The 19,083-nt window shown below is 65.6% G+C and carries 19 protein-coding genes; 9 read left to right on the forward strand and 10 right to left on the reverse strand.

Going from position 1 to position 19,083, the window contains the following annotated elements:
• Window positions 1-7 precede the first annotated feature (7 nt).
• From RSO01_RS00515 to RSO01_RS00530, 4 genes are all read left to right on the forward strand, one after another.
• A complete protein-coding gene (locus RSO01_RS00515) occupies window positions 8-1,183 on the forward strand; it encodes an amidase (protein WP_147145075.1) in 1,176 nt (391 codons plus the stop codon).
• Window positions 1,184-1,188: 5 nt separating this feature from the next.
• Window positions 1,189-1,584, forward strand: a complete 396-nt coding sequence (locus RSO01_RS00520) for an AtzH-like domain-containing protein (RefSeq protein WP_170302768.1) — start codon at window positions 1,189-1,191, stop codon at window positions 1,582-1,584.
• Between the two features lie 53 nt (window positions 1,585-1,637).
• Complete coding sequence (locus RSO01_RS00525; RefSeq protein ID WP_147145078.1) at window positions 1,638-3,206, forward strand: ABC transporter substrate-binding protein; 1,569 nt, start codon at window positions 1,638-1,640, stop codon at window positions 3,204-3,206.
• 82 nt (window positions 3,207-3,288) lie between these two features.
• Window positions 3,289-3,681, forward strand: a complete 393-nt coding sequence (locus RSO01_RS00530; RefSeq protein ID WP_147145080.1) for a nuclear transport factor 2 family protein — start codon at window positions 3,289-3,291, stop codon at window positions 3,679-3,681.
• Between the two features lie 19 nt (window positions 3,682-3,700).
• Here RSO01_RS00530 and RSO01_RS00535 read toward each other — a convergent pair whose 3' ends face one another.
• A complete protein-coding gene (locus RSO01_RS00535) occupies window positions 3,701-4,993 on the reverse strand; it encodes an FAD-dependent oxidoreductase (protein WP_218037200.1) in 1,293 nt (430 codons plus the stop codon).
• Between the two features lie 143 nt (window positions 4,994-5,136).
• On the opposite strand from RSO01_RS00535, the gene RSO01_RS00540 reads away from it, so the two are divergent.
• Window positions 5,137-6,357 carry a T6SS phospholipase effector Tle1-like catalytic domain-containing protein gene (locus RSO01_RS00540; protein WP_147145082.1) on the forward strand — a complete coding sequence of 407 codons (1,221 nt, stop codon included), beginning with the start codon at window positions 5,137-5,139 and terminating at the stop codon, window positions 6,355-6,357.
• Between the two features lie 84 nt (window positions 6,358-6,441).
• The gene (locus tag RSO01_RS00545; protein WP_147145085.1) at window positions 6,442-7,470 is read left to right on the forward strand and encodes an ABC transporter substrate-binding protein; all 1,029 of its coding nucleotides are present in this window, start codon (window positions 6,442-6,444) and stop codon (window positions 7,468-7,470) included.
• 98 nt (window positions 7,471-7,568) lie between these two features.
• On the opposite strand, the gene RSO01_RS00550 is transcribed toward RSO01_RS00545, so the two are convergent.
• A complete protein-coding gene (locus RSO01_RS00550) occupies window positions 7,569-7,955 on the reverse strand; it encodes a winged helix-turn-helix transcriptional regulator (RefSeq protein ID WP_218037201.1) in 387 nt (128 codons plus the stop codon).
• A 144-nt stretch (window positions 7,956-8,099) separates the two neighbouring features.
• Here RSO01_RS00550 and RSO01_RS00555 point away from each other — a divergent pair, with 144 nt between their 5' ends.
• Window positions 8,100-8,684 carry a flavodoxin family protein gene (locus RSO01_RS00555; RefSeq protein WP_147145087.1) on the forward strand — a complete coding sequence of 195 codons (585 nt, stop codon included), beginning with the start codon at window positions 8,100-8,102 and terminating at the stop codon, window positions 8,682-8,684.
• A gap of 67 nt (window positions 8,685-8,751) precedes the next feature.
• On the opposite strand, the gene RSO01_RS00560 is transcribed toward RSO01_RS00555, so the two are convergent.
• Window positions 8,752-10,341 (reverse strand): ABC transporter substrate-binding protein, encoded by a 1,590-nt coding sequence (locus tag RSO01_RS00560; protein WP_246157903.1) that lies wholly within the window; start codon window positions 10,339-10,341, stop codon window positions 8,752-8,754.
• Window positions 10,342-10,452: 111 nt separating this feature from the next.
• Window positions 10,453-12,003, reverse strand: a complete 1,551-nt coding sequence (locus RSO01_RS00565) for an ABC transporter substrate-binding protein (RefSeq protein WP_246157906.1) — start codon at window positions 12,001-12,003, stop codon at window positions 10,453-10,455.
• 94 nt (window positions 12,004-12,097) lie between these two features.
• On the opposite strand from RSO01_RS00565, the gene RSO01_RS00570 reads away from it, so the two are divergent.
• Window positions 12,098-12,859, forward strand: coding sequence for a DODA-type extradiol aromatic ring-opening family dioxygenase (locus tag RSO01_RS00570; RefSeq protein WP_281291389.1), 762 nt, complete (start codon window positions 12,098-12,100; stop codon window positions 12,857-12,859).
• A gap of 132 nt (window positions 12,860-12,991) precedes the next feature.
• Here the strand turns inward: RSO01_RS00570 and grxD are convergent, their stop codons facing one another.
• From grxD to purC, 6 genes are all read right to left on the reverse strand, one after another.
• Window positions 12,992-13,333: a Grx4 family monothiol glutaredoxin gene (grxD, locus tag RSO01_RS00575; protein ID WP_147145093.1), complete on the reverse strand. Its 342-nt coding sequence runs from the start codon at window positions 13,331-13,333 to the stop codon at window positions 12,992-12,994.
• 69 nt (window positions 13,334-13,402) lie between these two features.
• Window positions 13,403-13,639 (reverse strand): BolA family protein, encoded by a 237-nt coding sequence (locus RSO01_RS00580; protein ID WP_147145095.1) that lies wholly within the window; start codon window positions 13,637-13,639, stop codon window positions 13,403-13,405.
• Window positions 13,640-13,656: 17 nt separating this feature from the next.
• Window positions 13,657-15,909 carry a phosphoribosylformylglycinamidine synthase subunit PurL gene (purL, locus tag RSO01_RS00585; protein WP_147145097.1) on the reverse strand — a complete coding sequence of 751 codons (2,253 nt, stop codon included), beginning with the start codon at window positions 15,907-15,909 and terminating at the stop codon, window positions 13,657-13,659.
• Entirely contained in the window at window positions 15,906-16,595 is a 690-nt protein-coding gene (gene purQ, locus RSO01_RS00590; protein WP_147145099.1) for a phosphoribosylformylglycinamidine synthase subunit PurQ, read from the reverse strand. Before purQ ends, purL begins: the two co-directional genes overlap by 4 nt.
• Window positions 16,596-16,773: 178 nt before the next feature.
• Window positions 16,774-17,016, reverse strand: a complete 243-nt coding sequence (purS, locus tag RSO01_RS00595; protein ID WP_147145101.1) for a phosphoribosylformylglycinamidine synthase subunit PurS — start codon at window positions 17,014-17,016, stop codon at window positions 16,774-16,776.
• 9 nt (window positions 17,017-17,025) lie between these two features.
• Window positions 17,026-17,790 carry a phosphoribosylaminoimidazolesuccinocarboxamide synthase gene (gene purC, locus RSO01_RS00600; protein WP_147145103.1) on the reverse strand — a complete coding sequence of 255 codons (765 nt, stop codon included), beginning with the start codon at window positions 17,788-17,790 and terminating at the stop codon, window positions 17,026-17,028.
• 139 nt (window positions 17,791-17,929) lie between these two features.
• Between purC and RSO01_RS00605 the strand changes: the two genes are divergently transcribed.
• Window positions 17,930-19,054, forward strand: coding sequence for a ferritin-like domain-containing protein (locus RSO01_RS00605; RefSeq protein ID WP_147145104.1), 1,125 nt, complete (start codon window positions 17,930-17,932; stop codon window positions 19,052-19,054).
• Window positions 19,055-19,083: the final 29 nt, after the last annotated feature.

A 19,083-nucleotide genomic window follows, 5' to 3' on the forward strand; every position in this document is an offset into this window, starting at 1 on the left:
AGCCGTCATGACTGACGATATCGGCGCTTTCGTGCCGGGTCCGCGCGTGCGCGTCGAAGGCCGCACCGGCGGCCCGCTGCAGGGCCTCACCTTCGCTGCCAAGGACCTGTTCGACGTGGCCGGCGTGCCGACCGGCGGCGGCAACCACGACTGGCCAACCGGGCGCCCAGTCCCCAGCCGGCATTCCTGGGCGGTGCAAACCCTGCTCGACGCCGGCGCCACCCTGATCGGCAAGACCATCACCGACGAAGTCTCGCTCGGCATCCTGGGCGAGAACGCCTTCGACGGCACCCCGGTCAACACGCGCGCGCCCGGCCGCGTGCCCGGCGGCTCGTCGTCGGGCTCGGCCGCCGCCGTGGCGGCGGGGCTGTGCGACACCGCGCTCGGCACCGACACCGGCGGCTCGGTGCGCGTGCCGGCAAGCTTCTGCGGACTCTACGGCATCCGCCCGACGCACGGCCGCATCGACGTCACCGGCATGCTGCCCCAGGCGCCGACCTCCGACACCACGGGCTGGTTTGCCCGTGACGCCGAGACGTTCGCCCGGGTCTCGTCGGTGATGCTGGGAGAGGCGATACCGACCGTCCTGCCGACGCGGCTGATCGTGGCCGTCGACGCCTTCGGCTTTGCCGACGCCAACGTCGCCGCCGCTCTCCAGCCGATGGTGAAGCGCCTGGCCACGCTGATCGGATCGAGCCGCGAGGAGGTCATGGCGCCGCCCGGCCTGTCGGCGTGGGCGCGCGCGCAGCGCATGCTGCAGCCGGTCGAGGCCTACAACACCTTCAAGTCCTGGCTGGACGAGCGCAACCCGCGCTTCGCCTTCTCGGTCGCCAAGGCGCTGGTGATGGGTTCGCTGGTGCCGCCGGCCGAGCAGGCCTGGGCGCAGCTGATGCGCCAGGAAGTGCGGGCGCGCGTGGCGTACCTGCTGCCCGCCGGCACGATCCTCTGCCTGCCGACGACGCCGTTCCCCGCGCCGCTGGTCGGCCAAGCGCTGTCGGTTCTCGATCCGCTGCGCGATCGCATCACCTGCCTCTGCGCGCAAGGTGGACATGCTGGTCACCCACAGGTCAGCCTCCCGGGCACGACGGTTGACGGGCTGCCGGTCGGTCTGTCGATCATCGGGCCGCGCGGCAGCGATGCGACGCTGGTCGCCGTGGCGAAGGCACTGGAGGCAACGACGTGAAGGACATGACGCCGAACATCCCGGAAGTCGTCGAGGAAGTCCGGGAATTGTTCGAGCGCTACGAGCAGGCCCTGATCGACAAGAACGTCGACGTGCTCGACGCCACCTTCTGGAACAGCCCGCACGCGATCCGCCTGGCCAATTACGAGCACGGCTACGGCTTCGACAGGATCCACGCCCATCGCGTCGCCCGGCCTCCCGGTCCCGGCACCAAGGAGAAGCGCCATCGCCTCGACATCGTGACCGTGGGCCGCGACGTCGCCACGGTGACGCTGGTCTACAAAGTTCGCGACAGGGACATGGTCGGCCGGCAGACCCAGACGTGGGTGCGTTTCCCCGATATCGGTTGGAAGGTCGTCATGGCCCATGTGTCGATGATCGACAAGGAACCGACCTTGTGAGGGCGCGCGAAGGCGGCCTGGTTTTTGCAGATCACCGTCCGGGAGGAGCCCTCATGCGTCGTCTTGTTCTTTCATCCATCGCGGCGCTTGCCGCCGTTTCCACGGCGCCGTTGGCTTCGGCACAGACCCTCAAGGTCGTCATGCATTCCGACGTGAAGGCGCTCGATCCGATCTGGAGTGGCGCCTACATCACGCGCAACCACGGCTACATGATCTACGACACGCTGTTCGCCATCGACGACAAGCTGCAGGTCAAGCCGCAGATGGTCGAGAGCTGGACGACCAGCCCGGACGGCCTCACCTGGACCTTCACCCTGCGCGACGGGCTGGAATGGCACGACGGCGCGCCGGTCACGGCGGAGGATTGCGTGGCCTCGCTCAAGCGCTGGTCGGTGCGCGATGCGATGGGCCAGAAGCTCAACCAGTCGCTGCAGGACTACAAGATCGTCGATCCCAAGACCTTCCAGATCGTGCTCAAGGAGAAGTTCGGGCCGTTGCTCGAATCGCTGGGCAAGCCGTCGGTGGTCGTGCCGTTCATGATGCCCAAGCGCGTCGCCGACCTCGACCCCATGAAGCAGCTCGAGGACACGACCGGCTCCGGGCCCTTCATCATGAAGAAGGATGAATGGAAGCCGGGCGAGAAGATTGTCTACGTGAAGAACCCCAAGTACAAGCCGCGTACCGAGCCCGCCGCAGGCCTCGCCGGCGGCAAGGTTGTCAAGCTCGACCGCGTCGAGTGGATCTGGATTCCCGATGCAGAGACGCAGCTCAACGCGCTGATGAACGGCGAGATCGACATGATCGAGAGCGTCTCCTACGACCATCTGCCGATCCTCGAAAAGAACAAGGACGTCCGGCTGATCTCGAACAAGACCTCCAACCAGTATGTCTTCCGTGCCAACTGGCTCCAGCCGCCGTTCAACAACGTGAAGGTCCGCCAGGCCGCGGCCTACGCGCTGAACCAGGAGGAGTTCCTGCAGGCCAACATCGGCGACAAGCGGTACTACCGCGTCTGCAAGGCGATGTTCACCTGCGATTCGCCGCTCGCCTCGACAGCCGGCACCGAGGGCATGATGGAGGGCAACGTCGCCAAGGCGCGCGAGCTCCTGAAAGAGGCCGGCTACGACGGCACGCTCGTGGTGATGCCGCAGCCGACCGACCTCGGCGTCATCAAGCAGCTGGCGCCGGTCGCCAAGTCGCAGCTCGAGAAGGCGGGCTTCAAGGTCGAGGTCCAGCCCATGGACTGGCAGAGCATGGTGACGCGTCTCACGACCAAGCGAGGACCGCCGTCGGACGGCGGCTGGAACGCTTTCGGCACGAGCTGGGTGCAGCTCGACATCCTCGACCCGCTGATGACGCCCTATCTCATCGCGACCTGTGACAAGGCGCGGGCCGGTTGGCCGTGCGACGAGGCCATGGAAAAGCTGCGCGACAAGTTCGTCGCCGCCACCTCGGATGCCGAGAAGAAGGCGGCTGCCGAGGAAGTGCAGCGCTACGCTTTGCAGATCGTGACCCATGTGCCACTCGGCGAGTGGTTTGCGGTCTCGGCAGTGCGCACCAATATCGGCACGCGCCCCGTGCCGCCGCCGATCACGGTCTTTTGGGACATGACCAAGAAGTAGGCTCACGGCCATGTGAAGGGCCCGCTGTCGTCCAGTGCTGCTGCCACGCCGTAACAGGCGGGCCAGACAATGGAGGCAGGGAATGGCAGACAACGTGAAACTGATCCGGGATTGCTTCGATGCGTTCGGTCGCGGTGACCCGGGTTTCATCGTGGCGCGCGTGGCCAAGGATGTGGATTGGCGTCACGCTGGCGGCCCGGAAATCCCCTATGGCGGGGCCTACAAGGGCCGCGACGGGGTCGGCGACTTCTTCACCAAGATCGGTGCGGCGGTCGACGTACTGACCTGGGAGCCCAAGCATGTCTTGCCGGCCGGTGACGAGGTCGTGGCGATCGGCCACTGGACAGGCAAGGCCAAGCCGACAGGCCGCACCTTCGCCGCCGACTGGGCCATGGTGTTCGGCGTGCGCAACGGCGAGATCACCTCGTTCCGCGTCGTCGAGGATACGGCAAGGGTGGCGGCGGCCTTTCGCTAAGGTCTTCCGGACCGCGGCGTCAGAGCATCGCGCCGGCGTCTCTCAGCTTCTCGCGCAACGTCGCCGGATCGAGTTGTGCCGTCGGCTGGTTGGAGGCGGCGAGCAGGGCCGCTGCGGTGCCGACGGCCTGGGCGACGGCCATCGCCGTCGGCATGACGCGAATGGCGCCGTGCGCCTCGTGTGTGGCCGAGAGGCCGCGGCCCGCAACCAGCGCATTGTCGAGACCTTGCGGCACGGCGATGCGGTAGGGCAGGGCGTAGACGTGGTCCGGTCCCAGCTCCTCGAAAGTGATGTTGGCGTCGCCGGCGTGATGGACGTCGATCGGATAGGCGCCGAGCGCCATGGTGTCGGTGAACTCCGCGCCGTTGCGCAGGTCGTCGGCCGTCAGCGTGGCGAGGCCGGCGATGCGGCGCGTCTCGCGGATGCCGAGTTGCGGCGCGAACGACACCAGCCGCGCCCTGGCGCAGCCCGGCACGTTGGCGGTGATGAAGCGTGCCGCGGCGAGCGCCTGGCGGCGGCCTTCGCGCTCGCCGTCCGAAAGGGCGAAGGGATCGCTGGCGTCGATGGCAAGCCGGGTGACGTTGAACCAGCCATCGTCGCCGCCCGGCACGCGGCTGCAATGCAGCGCCGCGCGCGGCAATGCGCCCTCGGCGACGCCGCGGGCCGCGAGGGCTGCCTTGGCGTCCGCACTCATGCCGTCGAAGGCGGCGAAGTCGATCGGCCCCAAGCGGAACATCATGGTCGCGGGCTGCAGGCTCTCGCCCTCGTCGAGGTCGAGGAACGGGGCGCCGGCGCGCGCCATCAGGTCGAGGTCGCCCGAGCTGTCGATGAAGAAGCGGGCCCGCACCTCGAGCAGCCCACCCTTGGTCAGCACCGTCGCCGAGCCGATGGTGCGGCCGCGGCGCGAGATCTGGGCGAGCTGACCGTGCAGCAGCACCCGCACGCCTGCCTCGTGCGCCATCTCGTCGAGCACCACCTTCAGGATCTCGGTGTCGTATTCGACGCGATCCATGCGATGGCCTGTCGACATCACGAAATGGCCATGGCCGCTGCTGCCGCCCATGGCTTGCAGGCGCCCCACGATCTCCTCAGCGAGCCCCGCGATCACCCGACGGCCGGCCCGCGTCTCCCAGCCGACGAACTGGCCGACGGCGCCGGCCGTCGCGGCACCTCCCAAAAAGCCGTGGCGCTCGAACAGGACGGTCCGGGCGCCCTGGCGGGCCGCCGCGATGGCAGCCACCGTGCCGGCCATGCCGCCGCCGCTGGCCAGTACGTCACAATCGATGGGATTCATCTTCTCGACAGCAGTCATTCAGCCTCTGAGCCGTTCCTAAATAGCGGCATGCAAGGCTGCCCGCCAGACAACTCGCGCCGAGAGATCGTTGCAGAAATACTCGTCATAGTAGCATTCTGCTTGACCGCGCTATATAATGCCAAACAGGGGGCTTCGAGCGAATGTCCAAGAAGATCGTCATCTGTTGCGACGGTACCGGCAATGAGATCGGAAAGAAGATCTCAAATGTCCTGAAGCTCTATCGTATCCTGAAGAGGACCGACGCCCAGCGGGTCTACTACAATCCGGGAGTAGGCACGATCGGGCAGCAGAATGCCTGGCAGAGGTTCAGGCAGAACGCGAGCGCCGTGTTTGGACTGGCGACAGGATACGGCCTGGATAACGACATCCTGAGCGCCTACCGCTTCCTGGCCGAGACATACGAGCCCGGCGACAAGGTGTACCTGTTCGGCTTCAGCCGGGGAGCATACACGGTCCGCGCGCTCGCAGCCTTCACGCACGTCATGGGATTGCTCCCCAGGGACCAGCTCAATCTCGCGACGTATGCGTTGTCGGCTTACAAGAGGGCAAGCAGCGACAGCCAGAAATCGTCGGATACGGACGAAAGAGAAGTAAAGAGCGAACAGCTGGCGGCAGCGTGGGACTTCAGCCGGGTTGCCGGCGGGCGACCGATCAGGATCGAGTTCATCGGCGTCTGGGACACCGTCGCCTCGGTCATCGTGCCGAGAACAGATCGGCTGCTGCCCAACCTGCAAACCCTGCGATTCACGCGAACCAACCCGAGTGTCCGCATCTTCCGGCAGGCCATCGCGATCGATGAACGCCGGCGCATGTTCCGGCTCAACCGATGGATCGACCCGCAGCCCTATCAAGACAACCCTTTCGATCGCGCATCGGCTGTCGAGCAGAACATCCGGCAGGTATGGTTTGCCGGCGTTCACTCGGATGTCGGCGGTGGATACGCGGAGGAAGAAAGCGCTCTCTCCAAGTATCCGTTGATCTGGATGATTCAGCAGGCATCGGACGCCGGCCTCGACATGAACGACGGCATGTTGAGGCGGCTGGCCTTTGGCCAAGGGAAGGCGGGCGACAAGTATCAGTACGCAAAACCTGACGCGACCGCCGACATGCACGATTCGATGAACGCAGCCTGGCGCGTGCTGGAATGGCTGCCGAAGCGAGCGCGATGGCGCGATGACAAGTCGCTTCCGACTTCCGGCTGGTACCTGCCTCGCTCGGAGCCCCGGCTGATTCCCGAAGGCGCAATCCTTCACCACTCGGTGATTGAACGGAAGGAAAAGCGCGGCTACGGCCCGCCGAATCTGCCCGCAAAATTCGAGGTGGAGGGCAAGACGCAGCTGGAACTCGGCAACTCGACCTGACTGAGCAATAACGTTGTAAGTCTCGCCGAACCTTTGGCATTGTTGAGCCGGCGGCTTCGCCCAAGGGGAACGGGAGGCTTCAGGGTGTTTTCCAATCGCACGACGCGCCGGTGGGCGCTGGGCGGCATGGCTGCGCTGTCGATGGCGCCGGCTGCAAAGGCCCAGGATCTGACGAAAGCCTCGATCGCGCTGCTGAAGCTGTCGTCGTCGGGCCCGATCTTCATCGCCCAGGAGAAGGGCTGGTTCAAGGAAGCGGGCCTCGATCTCACGATGAAGGACTTCCAGGCGGCGGCCCAGGTGCCGCTGGCCGTGGTGTCGGGCGATGCCGATCTCGGCGTCACCGCCTTCACCGCCGGCTTCTTCAATCTCGCCGCGAAGGGCGGGCTGAAGGTCGTGGCGGCGCAGAGCGCCGAGCGGCCGGGCTACCAGCTCAATGTCATCGCCGTCACCAATGCCGCCTGGGATGCCGGCGTTCGCGACGTGAAGGACCTGTCGGGCAAGCGGGTCGCCGTGACCACGGTCGGCTCCTCGGTCCACTATTCTCTGGAAGTCGTGGCGCGCAAGCACGGCGTCGACATGAAGACCGTGACCATCGTGCCGCTGCAGACCATTCCCAACATGGTGGCGGCCTTCAAGGGCGGGCAGGTCGACGCCGCGGTGTTCCCCATCACGACCTTCCGCCAGGTCGAATCGGAGGGCAGCGGCAAGCCGATCGCCTATGTCGGCGACGAGGTGCCCTGGCAGCTCGGTGCGGTCTTCACCTCGCCCAAGACCATTGCCGAGCGCCGGCCGCTGGTCGAGAAGTTCCTGGTCGGCTATCGCCGCGGCGCCGCAGCCTATCACGAGGCGTTCGGCAAGCGCGAGAACGGCAAGCTGGTGCCCGGCCCCAACTACGACGAGATGATCGGCATTCTGTCGAACGTGGTAAAGCAGCCGCCGGCGCTGATCGCCGCCGGCCTGCCCTACATCGATCCGGAGGGCAGGCTCGACGTCGGCGACATCTATAAGCAGGTCGCGTTCTGGCAATCGACCGGGCAGGTCTCACGCGACGCCGATCCCAAGTCGTTCATCGACCTCAGCTTCGTGCAAGGGCACTTCAACGTGCCTAAGTGACATTGCGCCAACGGCGCGGTGTTATCCTGAGCGCAGCGAAGGATCTTTGAGGCCCCAAAGATCCTTCGGCCTGCGGCCTCAGGATGACAGCTTCGCTGTCATTCAGCCGCCTTCAGCTCCGCTGCCCGCGCGGCGCGCAGGGCGGCGTCCTCGGCTTCCCAGCGCATGCCGATCTCGGCGAGCTTGCCTAAAACGTCGTCGAGCTCGTGGCCGCGCTGGGTCAGCGAATACGTGACCTTGGGCGGAATCGTCGCTTCATAGTCGCGCCGCACCAGCGAGGCGCCCTCGAGCGTGCGCAGCCGCTCGGTCAGCATCTTGGCCGAGATGCCGGCCACCCGTCGCTTCAGCTCACCGAAGCGCTGCGGGCCGTGGGTCTTGAGGTTGTAGAGGATGTACGTCGTCCACGGCCCCATCAGCATGCGCAGGATGAAGTCCATGGGGCAGGAGGCACTCTCCTTGCCGTGGTGGATCTGTTTGGCGTCCATGGGAATATCCATGAGTTACGAATTGGTACCTACTGGTGAATATATAGAGCGCTTCCTAAATCTTTCCAGTCACAAACGGTAACCTAATAAACTGGGGAAACATATCGTCTTTTCTCTAGTTGAATCAAAGGATTGGAGAGAATCGTGAGCACCATCGCCATCGTCTATCACTCGGGCTTCGGCCATACCCAGGCCTTGGCTGAGGCCGTCGCCAGGGGCGCCGAATCGGTTGCCAGCACCAAGGTGAGCCTGATTCCGGTCGCCGACGCGGAAGCCCGTCAGGCCGAGCTGGACGGCGCCGATGCCATCATCTTCGGCAGCCCGACCTACATGGGCGGCGTGTCGGCCGAGTTCGCCAAGTTCAAGGACTGGACGTCGAAGCGCTGGATGGAAGGGGCGTGGCGCAACAAGCTCGCGGCCGGCTTCACCGCCTCGGCGTCGTGGAACGGCGACAAGCACAACACGCTCTATCAGCTGCTCACGCTCGCCCTGCAGCACGGCATGGTGTGGGTCGGGCTCGGCCTGCCGCCGGGCTACAACCATTCCAAGGGCTCTGCCGAGGATCTCAATCGCCTGGGCGCGTCGGTCGGCGCCATGGCGCAGGCCAATGCCGATCAGGGTATCGAGGGCATCGCCGCCTCCGACTTCCGCACCATGGAGGCGCTCGGCAAGCGTGTCGCCGATTCAGCGCGCCGCTGGCGCGAGCAGCCGCTGGCCCAGGCGGCGTAGCGAGCTGCGTAGCATCGGACGGGCGCATCCGGCAGGGCGCCAAGGCCTGCCGGATGTCCACTCGGAGCTACTTCTTGCTGATGTTCCACACCACCGGCACGGGCCCCGCCAGCCAGCCGGAGAGGCGGTCCTTGCGGTAGGCGCCGAAGGCCTTGTACTGGCCGACCGGCGCGTAGAGGCCCTGATCGACGAGACGGTCCGAGATGGCGTAGCCCAGTTCCTTCTGTTTGGCCGGATCGCTCTCGCGGATGAAGGCGGCGCGCAGCGTCTCGATCTCGGGGTCGCACGGCCAGCCGAACCAGGCCTTCTCGCAGGTGCCGGCGGCATAGGCGTTGATGCCCGGATTGTCGAGGTCGAGCGTGATGTTGGTGGTGAAGAAGATGTTCCAGCCGCCCTGCGCCGGCGGCTCGCGGCGGGCGCGGCGCGACACCACCGTCTGCCAGTCCATCGGCAGCAGGTCGATCTTGAAGCCGGCCTTCTCGAGTTGCTGCTTGGCGACCGCCTGGACCTGGTTGGACGACTGCAGGTCGGTTTGCTGCAGCATCGCGACGGGCGTGCCGTCGTAGCCGCTCTCCTTGAGAAGCGCCCGCGCCTTCTCGAGGTTGGGCTTGATCAGGAGATCGCCGTATCCCTTGCCGTACTTCGTGCCGCAGACGAAGGGTGCGTTGCAGACCTTGTAGATCTCGGGATCACCGACCTGGGCGCGCAGCATGTCCTCCTGCGCCAGCGCCCACATCGCCGCCTGGCGCGCCTTCACGTTGTTGAAGGGCGGGTGGAGTGTGTTGAAGCGCATGATGATCTGGCTGCCGAGCGCGTTCCAGCCGAACAGCGCGATGTTCTTGTCGGCCTTCAGCATCGGGAAGAGATCGGGCACGGGCGATTCGATCAGGTCGATCTCGCCGGCCATCAGTGCGTTCACCGCGGTGGCGGGATCGGGGATGGCCAGCCACTCGACGCGATCGACCTTGGCGATCTTGCCGCCGGCCAGCATCGAGGGCGGCTCGTTGCGCGGATTGTAGCGGGGGTTCTTGACGTAGACGATCTTCTCGCCCGGCTTCCACTCGTCACGCTTCAGCATGAACGGGCCCGACCCGGTGTAGTCCTCGATCTGCTTGTTCGGGTCGGTCTCGGCGACGCGCTTGGGCATCATGAAGGGCACGTTGGACGAGGGCTTGCCCAGCGCGTCCAGCACCAGGCCGAACGGCTCCTTGAGGACGATGGCGAACGTCCGTGCATCGATCGCCTTGATGTCGCTGGTGGCCTTCAGCAGGATCTGACCGAAGCCGTCGCGGGCAGCCCAGCGCTTGATCGAGGCGATGCAGTCCTCCGACGTCACCGGCGTGCCGTCGCTCCATTCCAGGCCCTCGCGCAGGGTGATGGTCCAGGTGAGCTTGTCGTCGGAGACGGTGTATTTCTCCGCCATCTGCGGCTGGATCTTGAGGTCGGCGTCCTTGGCGAACAGGACATCGTAGACCATGTAGCCGTGGTTTCGCGTGATCAGCGCCGTCGTCCAGATCGGGTCGAGGATCTTGATGTCGGCGTGCGACACCATGCGCAGCGTCTGCGCCGTCGCCGGTCCCGCCATGGCACCGGCCGCCGTCGCCAAACCGAGCGCGACGGCACCCCGTGCCACCCATTTCCACAAACCCATACTCATACCCTTTCCATACTTGACGATGCCCCGCACGCAGCTCGGCGCGCCGGGGTTGACGAACGATGCGATGTCCGTGCCAACGATGTTCGCCCGGCAAAGCGGGCCGCGAATGGCCTACTTCTTGGTGATGTTCCACATCACCGGCACAGGGCCGGGCAGCCAGCCCGAGACGCGATCCTTGCGGTAGGCGCCGAACGCCTTGTACTGGCCGAGCACGATGTAGCTCGCCTGGTCCATCACGCGATCCTGGACGGCCATGGCGATCTGCTTCTGCTTGTCGGGATCGACCTCGCGCGCGTATGCAGCGCGCAGCTTCTCCATCTCCGGATCGCACGGCCAGCCGAACCACGCCTTGTCGCAGGCGCCGCTGGTGAAGGAGTTGCTGGCTGGATTGTCGGCGTCGACCGTGACGGTGGTGGTGAAGAAGATGTTCCAGCCGCCCTTGTCGGGTGCATCCTTCTTGGCACGGCGCGACACCACGGTCTGCCAGTCCATCGCCTGCAGGTCGACCTTGAAGCCGACGCGCTCGAGCGCCTGCTTGGCGACCGGCGGCAGCTGGTTGGACGATTGCAGGTCGGTCGCCTGCATCATCACGATCGGCGTGCCGTCATAGCCGCTTTCCTTGAGGAGCTGCCGCGCCTTGTCGAAGTTGGGCTTCACCAGGAGGTCGCCATAGCTCTTCTCGTAGGGCGAGCCGCAGACCAGCGGCGAGTTGCACACCCGGTAGATCTCGGGATCGCCGACCTGCGCCTTGAGGAAGTCCTCCTGGGCGATGGCGTACATCGCCGCCTGGCGCGCCTTCACGTTGTTGAAGGGCGGATGGAGATGGTTGAAACGCATGATGATCTGGCTGCCCTGGGCGTTCCAGCCAAACAGCGCGATGTTCTTGTCAGCCTTCAGCACCGGGAAGAGATCAGGCACCGGGATCTCGACCAGGTCGATCTCGCCCTGCTGCAGGGCGTTGACCGCGGTCAGCGGATCGCTGACGGCGATCCACTCCAGGCGCTCGACCTTCACCACCTTGCCGCCGGCCAGCATCGAGGGCGGCTCGGCGCGCGGCTTGTACTTGGCGTTCTTGACGTAGACCACCTTCTCGCCGGGCTTCCACTCGTCCTTCTTGAAGATGAACGGGCCCGAGCCGGTGTAGTCGTCGATCTGCTTGTTCGGATCGGTCTCGGCGACCCGCTTGGGCATCATGAAGGGCACGTTGGAGGAGGGCTTGCCCAGCGCATCGAGGACGAGGCCAAACGGCTCCTTGAGCGTGAGCGTGAAGGTCTTGGCGTCGACCGCCTTCAGGTCGCCGACCGAGGCCATGAACTGCTGGCCGAGCGCATCGCGCGCGCCCCAGCGCTTGATCGAGGCGACACAGTCCTCGGCCGTCACCGGCTGGCCGTCGTGCCATTCCAGGCCGTCGCGCAGGGTGAACTTCCAGGAGAGCTTGTCGGCCGAGACCTCGTATTTGTCGACCATCTGCGGCTGGATCTTGAGATCGGCGTCGCGCGCGAACAGCACGTCGTAGATCATGTAGCCGTGGTTTCGCGTGATGAAGGCGGTAGTCCAGATCGGATCGAGGACCTTGAGGTCGGAATGGGCGACCATCCGGAGCGTCTGGGCGCCGGCCGGAATCGTCCACAGCAGGGCGAGGCACGCCGCAAAACGCGTCAAAATCCGAAAAGCGTGCATTATATCTGTCTTCCCTGATACGAGCCCCGATTGCACACAGGCTGCCATGGGGCGGCCGAGGAATAAAGCGATGTCGATGCCAACGGTCTTTGTTTCGCACGGCTCTCCCATGCTGATCCTGGAGGATCGGCCGGCGCGCGCCTTCCTGGCATCGCTCGGCCAGGTCCTGCCGCGGCCCACGGCCATCGTCGCCGTCTCGGCCCACTGGGACACCGACGTGCCGGCCGTGTCGACGGCGCACAAGCCCGCCACCATCCATGATTTCTATGGGTTTCCCGAAGCCCTTTACGCGCTGCGCTACGATCCGCCGGGCGCGCCCGAACTGGCCGAGCGCGTGGCGAAGCTCACCGGCGCGGCCCACGATCCCCATCGCGGGCTCGACCACGGCGCCTGGGTGCCGGCCAAGCTTGCCTGGCCCGAGGCCGACATCCCGATCTTCCAGCTTTCAGTGCAGCCCAATGAAAGCCCGGCGCACCACATCGCGCTCGGCCGCAAGCTTGCGTCGCTTCGGGAGGAGGGCGTGCTGGTGATGGGGTCGGGCAGCGCCACGCACAACCTGCGGGCCTTGGTGCGCGGTGCAGGCAACGATGCCGAGCCCGAGCCGTGGGCCAAGGCGTTCGACGACTGGCTGGCCGAGACGCTGGAGAAGGGCGACGAGGCGGCGCTGGCGGATTACCGCACCAAGGCGCCCTATGCCCGCGAGGCCCATCCGACGGACGAGCATTTCCTGCCGATTCACGTCGCCTTCGGCGCGGCCGGCAAGGGCGCGCACGGACGCGCGCTGCATCGGTCGTTTACGTTGGGGAACCTGTCGATGGCGTCCTACGCCTTCGACTGAAGGCGCAAGCGCAGCAACAACGGCACTGTCACCCCGAGCGTAGCGAGGGGCCTATGAGGCCGCAGGAAAGATCCCTCGCTGCGCTCGGGATGACAGCGAGGGTGGATCGACGACGCCCGAAACGAGCGAGGTCTAGGCCGCGTTCGCCAGCGCGACGCCCTTTTCCTTGAAGAACTGCTCGAGCTCGCCCGTCTCGAACATCTCGCGGATGATGTCGCAGCCGCCCACGAACTCGCCCTTCACGTAGAGCTGCGGGATGGTCGGCCACTGGCTGAATTCCTTGATGCCCTGGCGCAGCTCCGGGTCGACCAGGATGTTGACGCCGTGGAACTTCACGCCGAGCTCGCTCAAGCACTCGACGACGGCGGCCGAGAAGCCGCACTGCGGGAACACCGGCGTGCCCTTCATGAACAGCAGCACGTCGTTCTTGGCGATCTCGTCGCGGATACGGTCGAAAACCTGGGGCTCGCTCATAACGATCTCCTGATGCGCCAAATTACGCCAGATTGGGGAGGCGCGGGTCTGGCCTTGAATATAAGGCCCCTAAGGCCTTTGCGCCATGGTGGTCAATTTAAGCGCATGCAGCACGCCGCCCATGCGACCACCCAGCGCGCCATAGACCATCTGATGCTGCTGGATCTTGGACTTGCCGGCAAAGGCAGCGGAAACGACCGTGGCGGCATAGTGGTCGCCGTCGCCTGCGAGGTCCTGGATCTCGACCTCGGCGTCGGGGATGCCCTCCTTGATCAGGCGGACGATGTCTTCAGCGACCATCGGCATGGCTTGATTTTCCTGCGTTATTCCGTGGCCGACATATAGCCCGGCAGCCAGGCCTCGTGGGCCGCCTTGATGTCGCTGAGCGGCAGCGACAGCAGGTCCCTGACCACCAGCGACGCGCCGCCCGAGTAGCCCAGCAGCACCGCCGGAACGCCCGCGGCATGGGCTGCTTCAATCACGTCGTCGGCCGAGCCGCTGGCGATGACATAGCGGCCTTGATCCTCGCCATAGAAAAACGCGTGCGAGGGCACGACGTTTCCGGCCGGCTGGGCGATTTCCATGCCCGTGCCGCCGGCGATGGCCATCTCTGCCAGGGCCACCAGGAGGCCGCCGTCCGACAGGTCGTGGCAGGCCTCTACGCGGTCCAGGGCAATCTGCGAGCGCACGAAGTCGCCGTTGCGCCGTTCGACGGCGAGATCGACCGGCGGCGGGGCGCCTTCCTCGCGGCCGCAGGCCTCGCGCAGGTAGAGCGACTGGCCGAGCCAGCCCTGGGTCTCGCCGATCAGCACGATGCCCAGCCCAGCCTGGGTCAGCCGCGAGCCGACCGCCTTGGCGATGTCCTCGATCACGCCGACTGCGCCGATGGTCGGCGTCGGCAGGATGGGGCGGCCCTCGGTCTCGTTGTAGAGCGAGACGTTGCCCGACACGACCGGGAAGTCGAGCACCTTGCAGGCCTCGGCCATGCCCATGATGGCGCCGGCGAACTGGCCCATGATCTCGGGCTTCTGCGGGTTGCCGAAGTTCATGTTGTCGGTGACGGCGAGCGGCCGCGCGCCGACCGCGGTGATGTTTCGCCACGCCTCGGCCACGGCCTGGCGGCCGCCGGTCTCGGGATGGGCCTGCACGTAGCGCGGCGTGCAGTCCGACGTCATGGCGAGACCCTTGTGGCCACCGTTGACGCGCACCAGGGCAGCGTCGCCGTCCTGCGGACGGATCGCCGTGTTGCCCATGATGAGGTGGTCGTACTGGTGCCAGATCCACGACTTGCTGGCCAAGTCAGGGCAGCTCATCAGCGCCAGCAGGGAGGCGCGCCAGTCCTTGGGCACCGGCACCGAGGCCGCGTCGAGCACCGCCGGCAGCGGCGTCAGCGTCCACGGCCGCTCATAGACCGGCGCCTCGGTGACCAGCGGCGGGATGGGGATGTTGCCGACGATGTCGCCGTGCCAGCTCAGCACCATGCGCTCGGTGTCGGTGAGATGGCCGATGACGGCGAAGTCGAGCTCCCACTTCTCGAAGATCTTGCGCGCCTGCTCCTCGGTGCCGGGCTTCAGCACGATCAGCATGCGCTCCTGGCTTTCCGAGAGCATGAGCTCGTAGGGATTCATGCCGGTCTCGCGCATCGGCACCTTGTCGAGCTCGACGATGACGCCCAGCCCACCTTTGGCCGCCATCTCGAACGACGACGAGGTGAGGCCGGCCGCGCCCATGTCCTGGATGGCGACGATGACGTCGGTCGCCATCAGTTCCAGGCAGGCTTCGAGCAGCAGCTTTTCGACGAAGGGATCGCCGACCTGCACGGTCGGGCGCTTCTCCTCGCTGTCCTCGCTGAACTCGGTCGAGGCCATGGTGGCACCATGGATGCCGTCGCGACCGGTCTTCGAGCCGACATAAACCAGCGGATTGCCGACGCCGGCCGCCGCCGCATAGAAGATGCGGTCGGTCGGCGCGATGCCCACGGTCATGGCGTTGACCAGGATGTTGCCATTGTAGGCGGCATGGAAGTTGGTCTCGCCGCCTACCGTCGGGATGCCCATGCAGTTGCCGTAGCCGCCGATGCCGGCGACCACGCCCGACACCAGATGCCGGGTCTTGGGATGCGCCGGATCGCCGAAGCGCAGCGCGTTCAGGTTGGCGATCGGCCGCGCGCCCATGGTGAAGACGTCGCGCAGGATGCCGCCAACGCCGGTCGCCGCGCCCTGGTAGGGCTCGATGTAGGAGGGGTGGTTGTGGCTCTCCATCTTGAAGATGGCGGCCTGGCCGTCGCCGATGTCGATGACGCCGGCATTTTCGCCCGGGCCCTGGATGACCCACGGCGCCTTGGTCGGCAGCTTCTTCAGCCACACCTTGGAGGATTTGTAGGAGCAGTGCTCGCTCCACATGGCCGAGAAGATGCCGAGCTCGACCATGGTCGGCGTGCGGCCCATGATCGCCAGCACGCGCTGGTATTCCTCGGGCGACAGGCCATGCTCGGCCACGATCTGCGGCGTGATCACGGGCTCGTTGGGCAGCTTTACGGGGGGATTCTTCTCCACGCTCACGCCATTGCCGCTCATGTGAGGGCCTCGACCAAACCTTCGAACAATGCCTTGCCATCGCTGCCGCCGAACATCGGCTCAACCGCGTTTTCCGGATGGGGCATCAACCCCATCACGGTCTTCGTCTCGTTGAACACGCCCGCGATGTTGCGGATCGAGCCGTTAGGATTGCCGGTGCCGTCGACCGTGCCGTCCGGCGCACAGTAGCGGAAGGCGATCTGGCCGCGATCTTCCAGGCGCTTCAGCGTGTCCTGGTCGGCAAAGTAGTTGCCCTCGGCGTGGGCCACCGGCACGCGGATCACCTGGCCCGCCTGGTAGCGGTTGGTGAACAGGCTCTGGCTGGTCTCGACCTTAAGGTGCACGTCGGAGCAGACGAACTTCAGGTGCGCGTTGCGCATCAAGGTGCCCGGCAGCAGGCCCGCCTCGGTGACGATCTGGAAGCCATTGCAGATCGCCAGCACCGGCACGCCCTGCGCCGCCCGCTTCTTGACCTCGGCCATGACCGGCGACAGCGCGGCCATGGCGCCGCAGCGCAGGTAGTCGCCGTAGGAGAAGCCGCCGGGGACGACGATCAGGTCGGTCTTCTCGAAGTCGCCGTCGCCGTGCCAGACCATCTGTGGCTTGCGGCCAGTGACGAGCTCGATCGCCTGGGCGACGTCGCCCTCGCGGTTGGAGCCGGGGAAAACCAGAACGGCTGCCTTCATGACCCGGATGCCTTTCTGTCTTGCCGGACCGCGGGCCTCCAGGCCCGCTCATATTCTTTCGGACCGCGCGCGCCCCGCGCGCTCATGAGCGCGCCAGAGGCGCGCGGTCCGCAAGAGCATGATATGAGCGGGCCTGGAGGCCCGCGGTCCGGCAAGAGGATGAGGTCTGTGCGTGACATCAGCCGACCAGCTCGATCGAGTAGTTCTCGATCACGGTGTTGGCCAGAAGCTTGCGGCACATCTCGTCGAGCCGCGCCTTCGCCTTGGCCTTGTCGGTTTCGTCGAGCTCGAGCTCGATGAACTTGCCCTGGCGGACATCGCCGACTTCGGGAAAGCCCAGCCGGTTGAGGGAATGTCCGATGGCCTTGCCCTGGGGATCGAGCACGCCGTTCTTGAGGGTCACGTGGACTCTGGCTTTCATTGCGCCTCATTACTGCAATGTGGTGGGACCGCGGACGTCGCCCGGCCCCTGGTCGATCAGGATTCCCAAACGCCGCGCCACTTCCTGGTAGGCCTCTTCGACCTTGCCGAGGTCGCGGCGGAAACGGTCCTTGTCCATCTTCTCGTTGGTGCGGAGATCCCACAGCCGGCAGGAATCGGGGCTGATCTCGTCGGCAAGCACGATGCGGACCATGTCGTCCTCATATAGGCGGCCGAACTCGACTTTGAAGTCGATCAGCTTGATGCCGCAGCCCAGGAACAGGCCGAACAGGAAGTCGTTCACGCGCAGGGTCAGCGCCACGATGTCGTCGAGGTCCTGGGGCGTCGCCCAGCCGAACGCCGTGATGTGCTCCTCGGTGACCATGGGGTCGCCCAGCGCGTCGTTCTTGTAGAAGAACTCCATGATCGAGCGCGGCAGCTGGGTGCCTTCCTCGACGCCGAAGCGCTTGGCGAAGGAGCCGGCTGCGACGTTGCGCACCACGATCTCGAGCGGGATGATCTCGACCTGCCGGATGAGCTGCTCGCGCATGTTCAGCCGGCGGATGAAATGGGTGGGCACGCCGATCTCGCCGAGCTTGGTCATCAGGAACTCGGAGATGCGGTTATTGATCACACCCTTGCCGGTGATCGTGCCCTTCTTTTGGTTGTTGAACGCGGTAGCGTCGTCCTTGAAGTACTGGACGATGGTCCCGGGCTCTGGCCCCTCGAACAAGGTCTTGGCCTTGCCCTCGTAGATGCGACGGCGGCGGGACATATCTTACTCCTGGGCGGACGGCGCCATCGGCCCACCATTCGGCCGGAATATGGCGGAAGTCCCATGCGCTGGGACTGGGGAAAAATCCATTGAAAAAGGTGACGTGGCCGTCATATTTACCTCACATCGGAGGCCCCAAATGGCCCAGCAAATCACCTACGACAAGGCCTATGACACGATAATGCCGGAAGACTTCCCAGCGATGCTGGAAGTAGCGCGTTACGGCCGGCGCAGCGATGCCTTCGACAGCATTATTTCGGCTACCCACGACCATTTCTGGGATCCGCTGGACAAGAACTACATCGATTTCGACCAGCCGTTCGACATGGCCGCCATGTCGGTGGTGCCTTTCGACATGATCGTGGAGCTCCGGAGCGCCGTCGCCGACCGGCTGGACGAGGGCCAGAAGATCCAGCTCGCCAACGACGTCATGCATTGGTCGATCTCCAACCTGCTGCATGGCGAGCAGGGCGCTTTGTCGCTGTCGGCCAGCCTCTGCCACATCCTGCTCGATCCGGGCGCCCAGGAGTACGCCGCCAACCAGGCGCGCGAGGAAGCGCGCCATGTCGCGGGCTTCACCCGTTACATCGCCAAGCGCTGGGGGCAGCCACTGCCGGTCGGCAAGACCATTGCCACGGTGCTGGCCGATCTCGTGAGCACGCCCGAGGTCTACAAGAAGATCGTCGGCATGCAGATGCTGATCGAGGGGCTGGCAATGGGCTCGTTCGCGACGCTGAATGCGCGCACCAACGATCCCGTGCTGCGCCGCCTGGTGCAACTCGTGATGAGCGACGAGGCGTTCCATCACCGCTTCGGGCGCATCTGGGCGTCGAAGACCATCCGGCACCTCAACGAAGAGGAGCATCGCAAGGTCGAGGACTGGGCGGCCCAGATCTTCCAGACCCTGCTGTTCAACTTGATCAACGCCGAGCAGAAGCAGGTCATCTACGCCAAGTACGGGCTCGACTGGCAGTGGGTGCGCGACGCGGTGAAGGAGAGCTTCAGCGACGACGATCGCCGCAACTCGCTGAAGGAAAGCACCAACATGTTCCGGGTGCTGATCAAGACGCTGCTGCACGCCGGCATCATCACCAGCCGCACTGCGCCGCTTTACGCGGTGTGGGTCGACATGAAGGAGCTCGAGGCCGAAGGCGACGGCATCCCCGGCGACGTCGTCGCCGAGGAGATGCTGGGCGTGCTGCGCGAGATCAACGCCAAGCGCCGGCGGATCAGCTCGAAAGACGTCGCTGCAGCGGCCTCTTAGTCTTCCGGACCGCGAGCCTCCGGCTCGCT

Origin of the sequence: Reyranella soli (assembly GCF_007992495.1) — a bacterium.
In the GTDB taxonomy this organism is placed as follows: Bacteria; Pseudomonadota; Alphaproteobacteria; order Reyranellales; family Reyranellaceae; genus Reyranella; species Reyranella soli.

Bases quoted from the DNA above. Each gene is read 5' to 3' on its own strand.
- RSO01_RS00515 (WP_147145075.1), top strand. From the start codon at position 8: ATGACTGACGATATCGGCGCTTTCGTGCCGGGTCCGCGCGTGCGCGTC.
- RSO01_RS00520 (WP_170302768.1), top strand. From the start codon at position 1,189: ATGACGCCGAACATCCCGGAAGTCGTCGAGGAAGTCCGGGAATTGTTC.
- RSO01_RS00525 (WP_147145078.1), top strand. From the start codon at position 1,638: ATGCGTCGTCTTGTTCTTTCATCCATCGCGGCGCTTGCCGCCGTTTCC.
- RSO01_RS00530 (WP_147145080.1), top strand. From the start codon at position 3,289: ATGGCAGACAACGTGAAACTGATCCGGGATTGCTTCGATGCGTTCGGT.
- RSO01_RS00535 (WP_218037200.1), bottom strand. From the start codon at position 4,993: ATGACTGCTGTCGAGAAGATGAATCCCATCGATTGTGACGTACTGGCC.
- RSO01_RS00540 (WP_147145082.1), top strand. From the start codon at position 5,137: ATGTCCAAGAAGATCGTCATCTGTTGCGACGGTACCGGCAATGAGATC.
- RSO01_RS00550 (WP_218037201.1), bottom strand. From the start codon at position 7,955: ATGGACGCCAAACAGATCCACCACGGCAAGGAGAGTGCCTCCTGCCCC.
- RSO01_RS00560 (WP_246157903.1), bottom strand. From the start codon at position 10,341: ATGAGTATGGGTTTGTGGAAATGGGTGGCACGGGGTGCCGTCGCGCTC.
- RSO01_RS00570 (WP_281291389.1), top strand. From the start codon at position 12,098: ATGCCAACGGTCTTTGTTTCGCACGGCTCTCCCATGCTGATCCTGGAG.
- grxD (WP_147145093.1), bottom strand. From the start codon at position 13,333: ATGAGCGAGCCCCAGGTTTTCGACCGTATCCGCGACGAGATCGCCAAG.
- RSO01_RS00580 (WP_147145095.1), bottom strand. From the start codon at position 13,639: ATGCCGATGGTCGCTGAAGACATCGTCCGCCTGATCAAGGAGGGCATC.
- purL (WP_147145097.1), bottom strand. From the start codon at position 15,909: ATGAGCGGCAATGGCGTGAGCGTGGAGAAGAATCCCCCCGTAAAGCTG.
- purQ (WP_147145099.1), bottom strand. From the start codon at position 16,595: ATGAAGGCAGCCGTTCTGGTTTTCCCCGGCTCCAACCGCGAGGGCGAC.
- purS (WP_147145101.1), bottom strand. From the start codon at position 17,016: ATGAAAGCCAGAGTCCACGTGACCCTCAAGAACGGCGTGCTCGATCCC.
- purC (WP_147145103.1), bottom strand. From the start codon at position 17,790: ATGTCCCGCCGCCGTCGCATCTACGAGGGCAAGGCCAAGACCTTGTTC.
- RSO01_RS00605 (WP_147145104.1), top strand. From the start codon at position 17,930: ATGGCCCAGCAAATCACCTACGACAAGGCCTATGACACGATAATGCCG.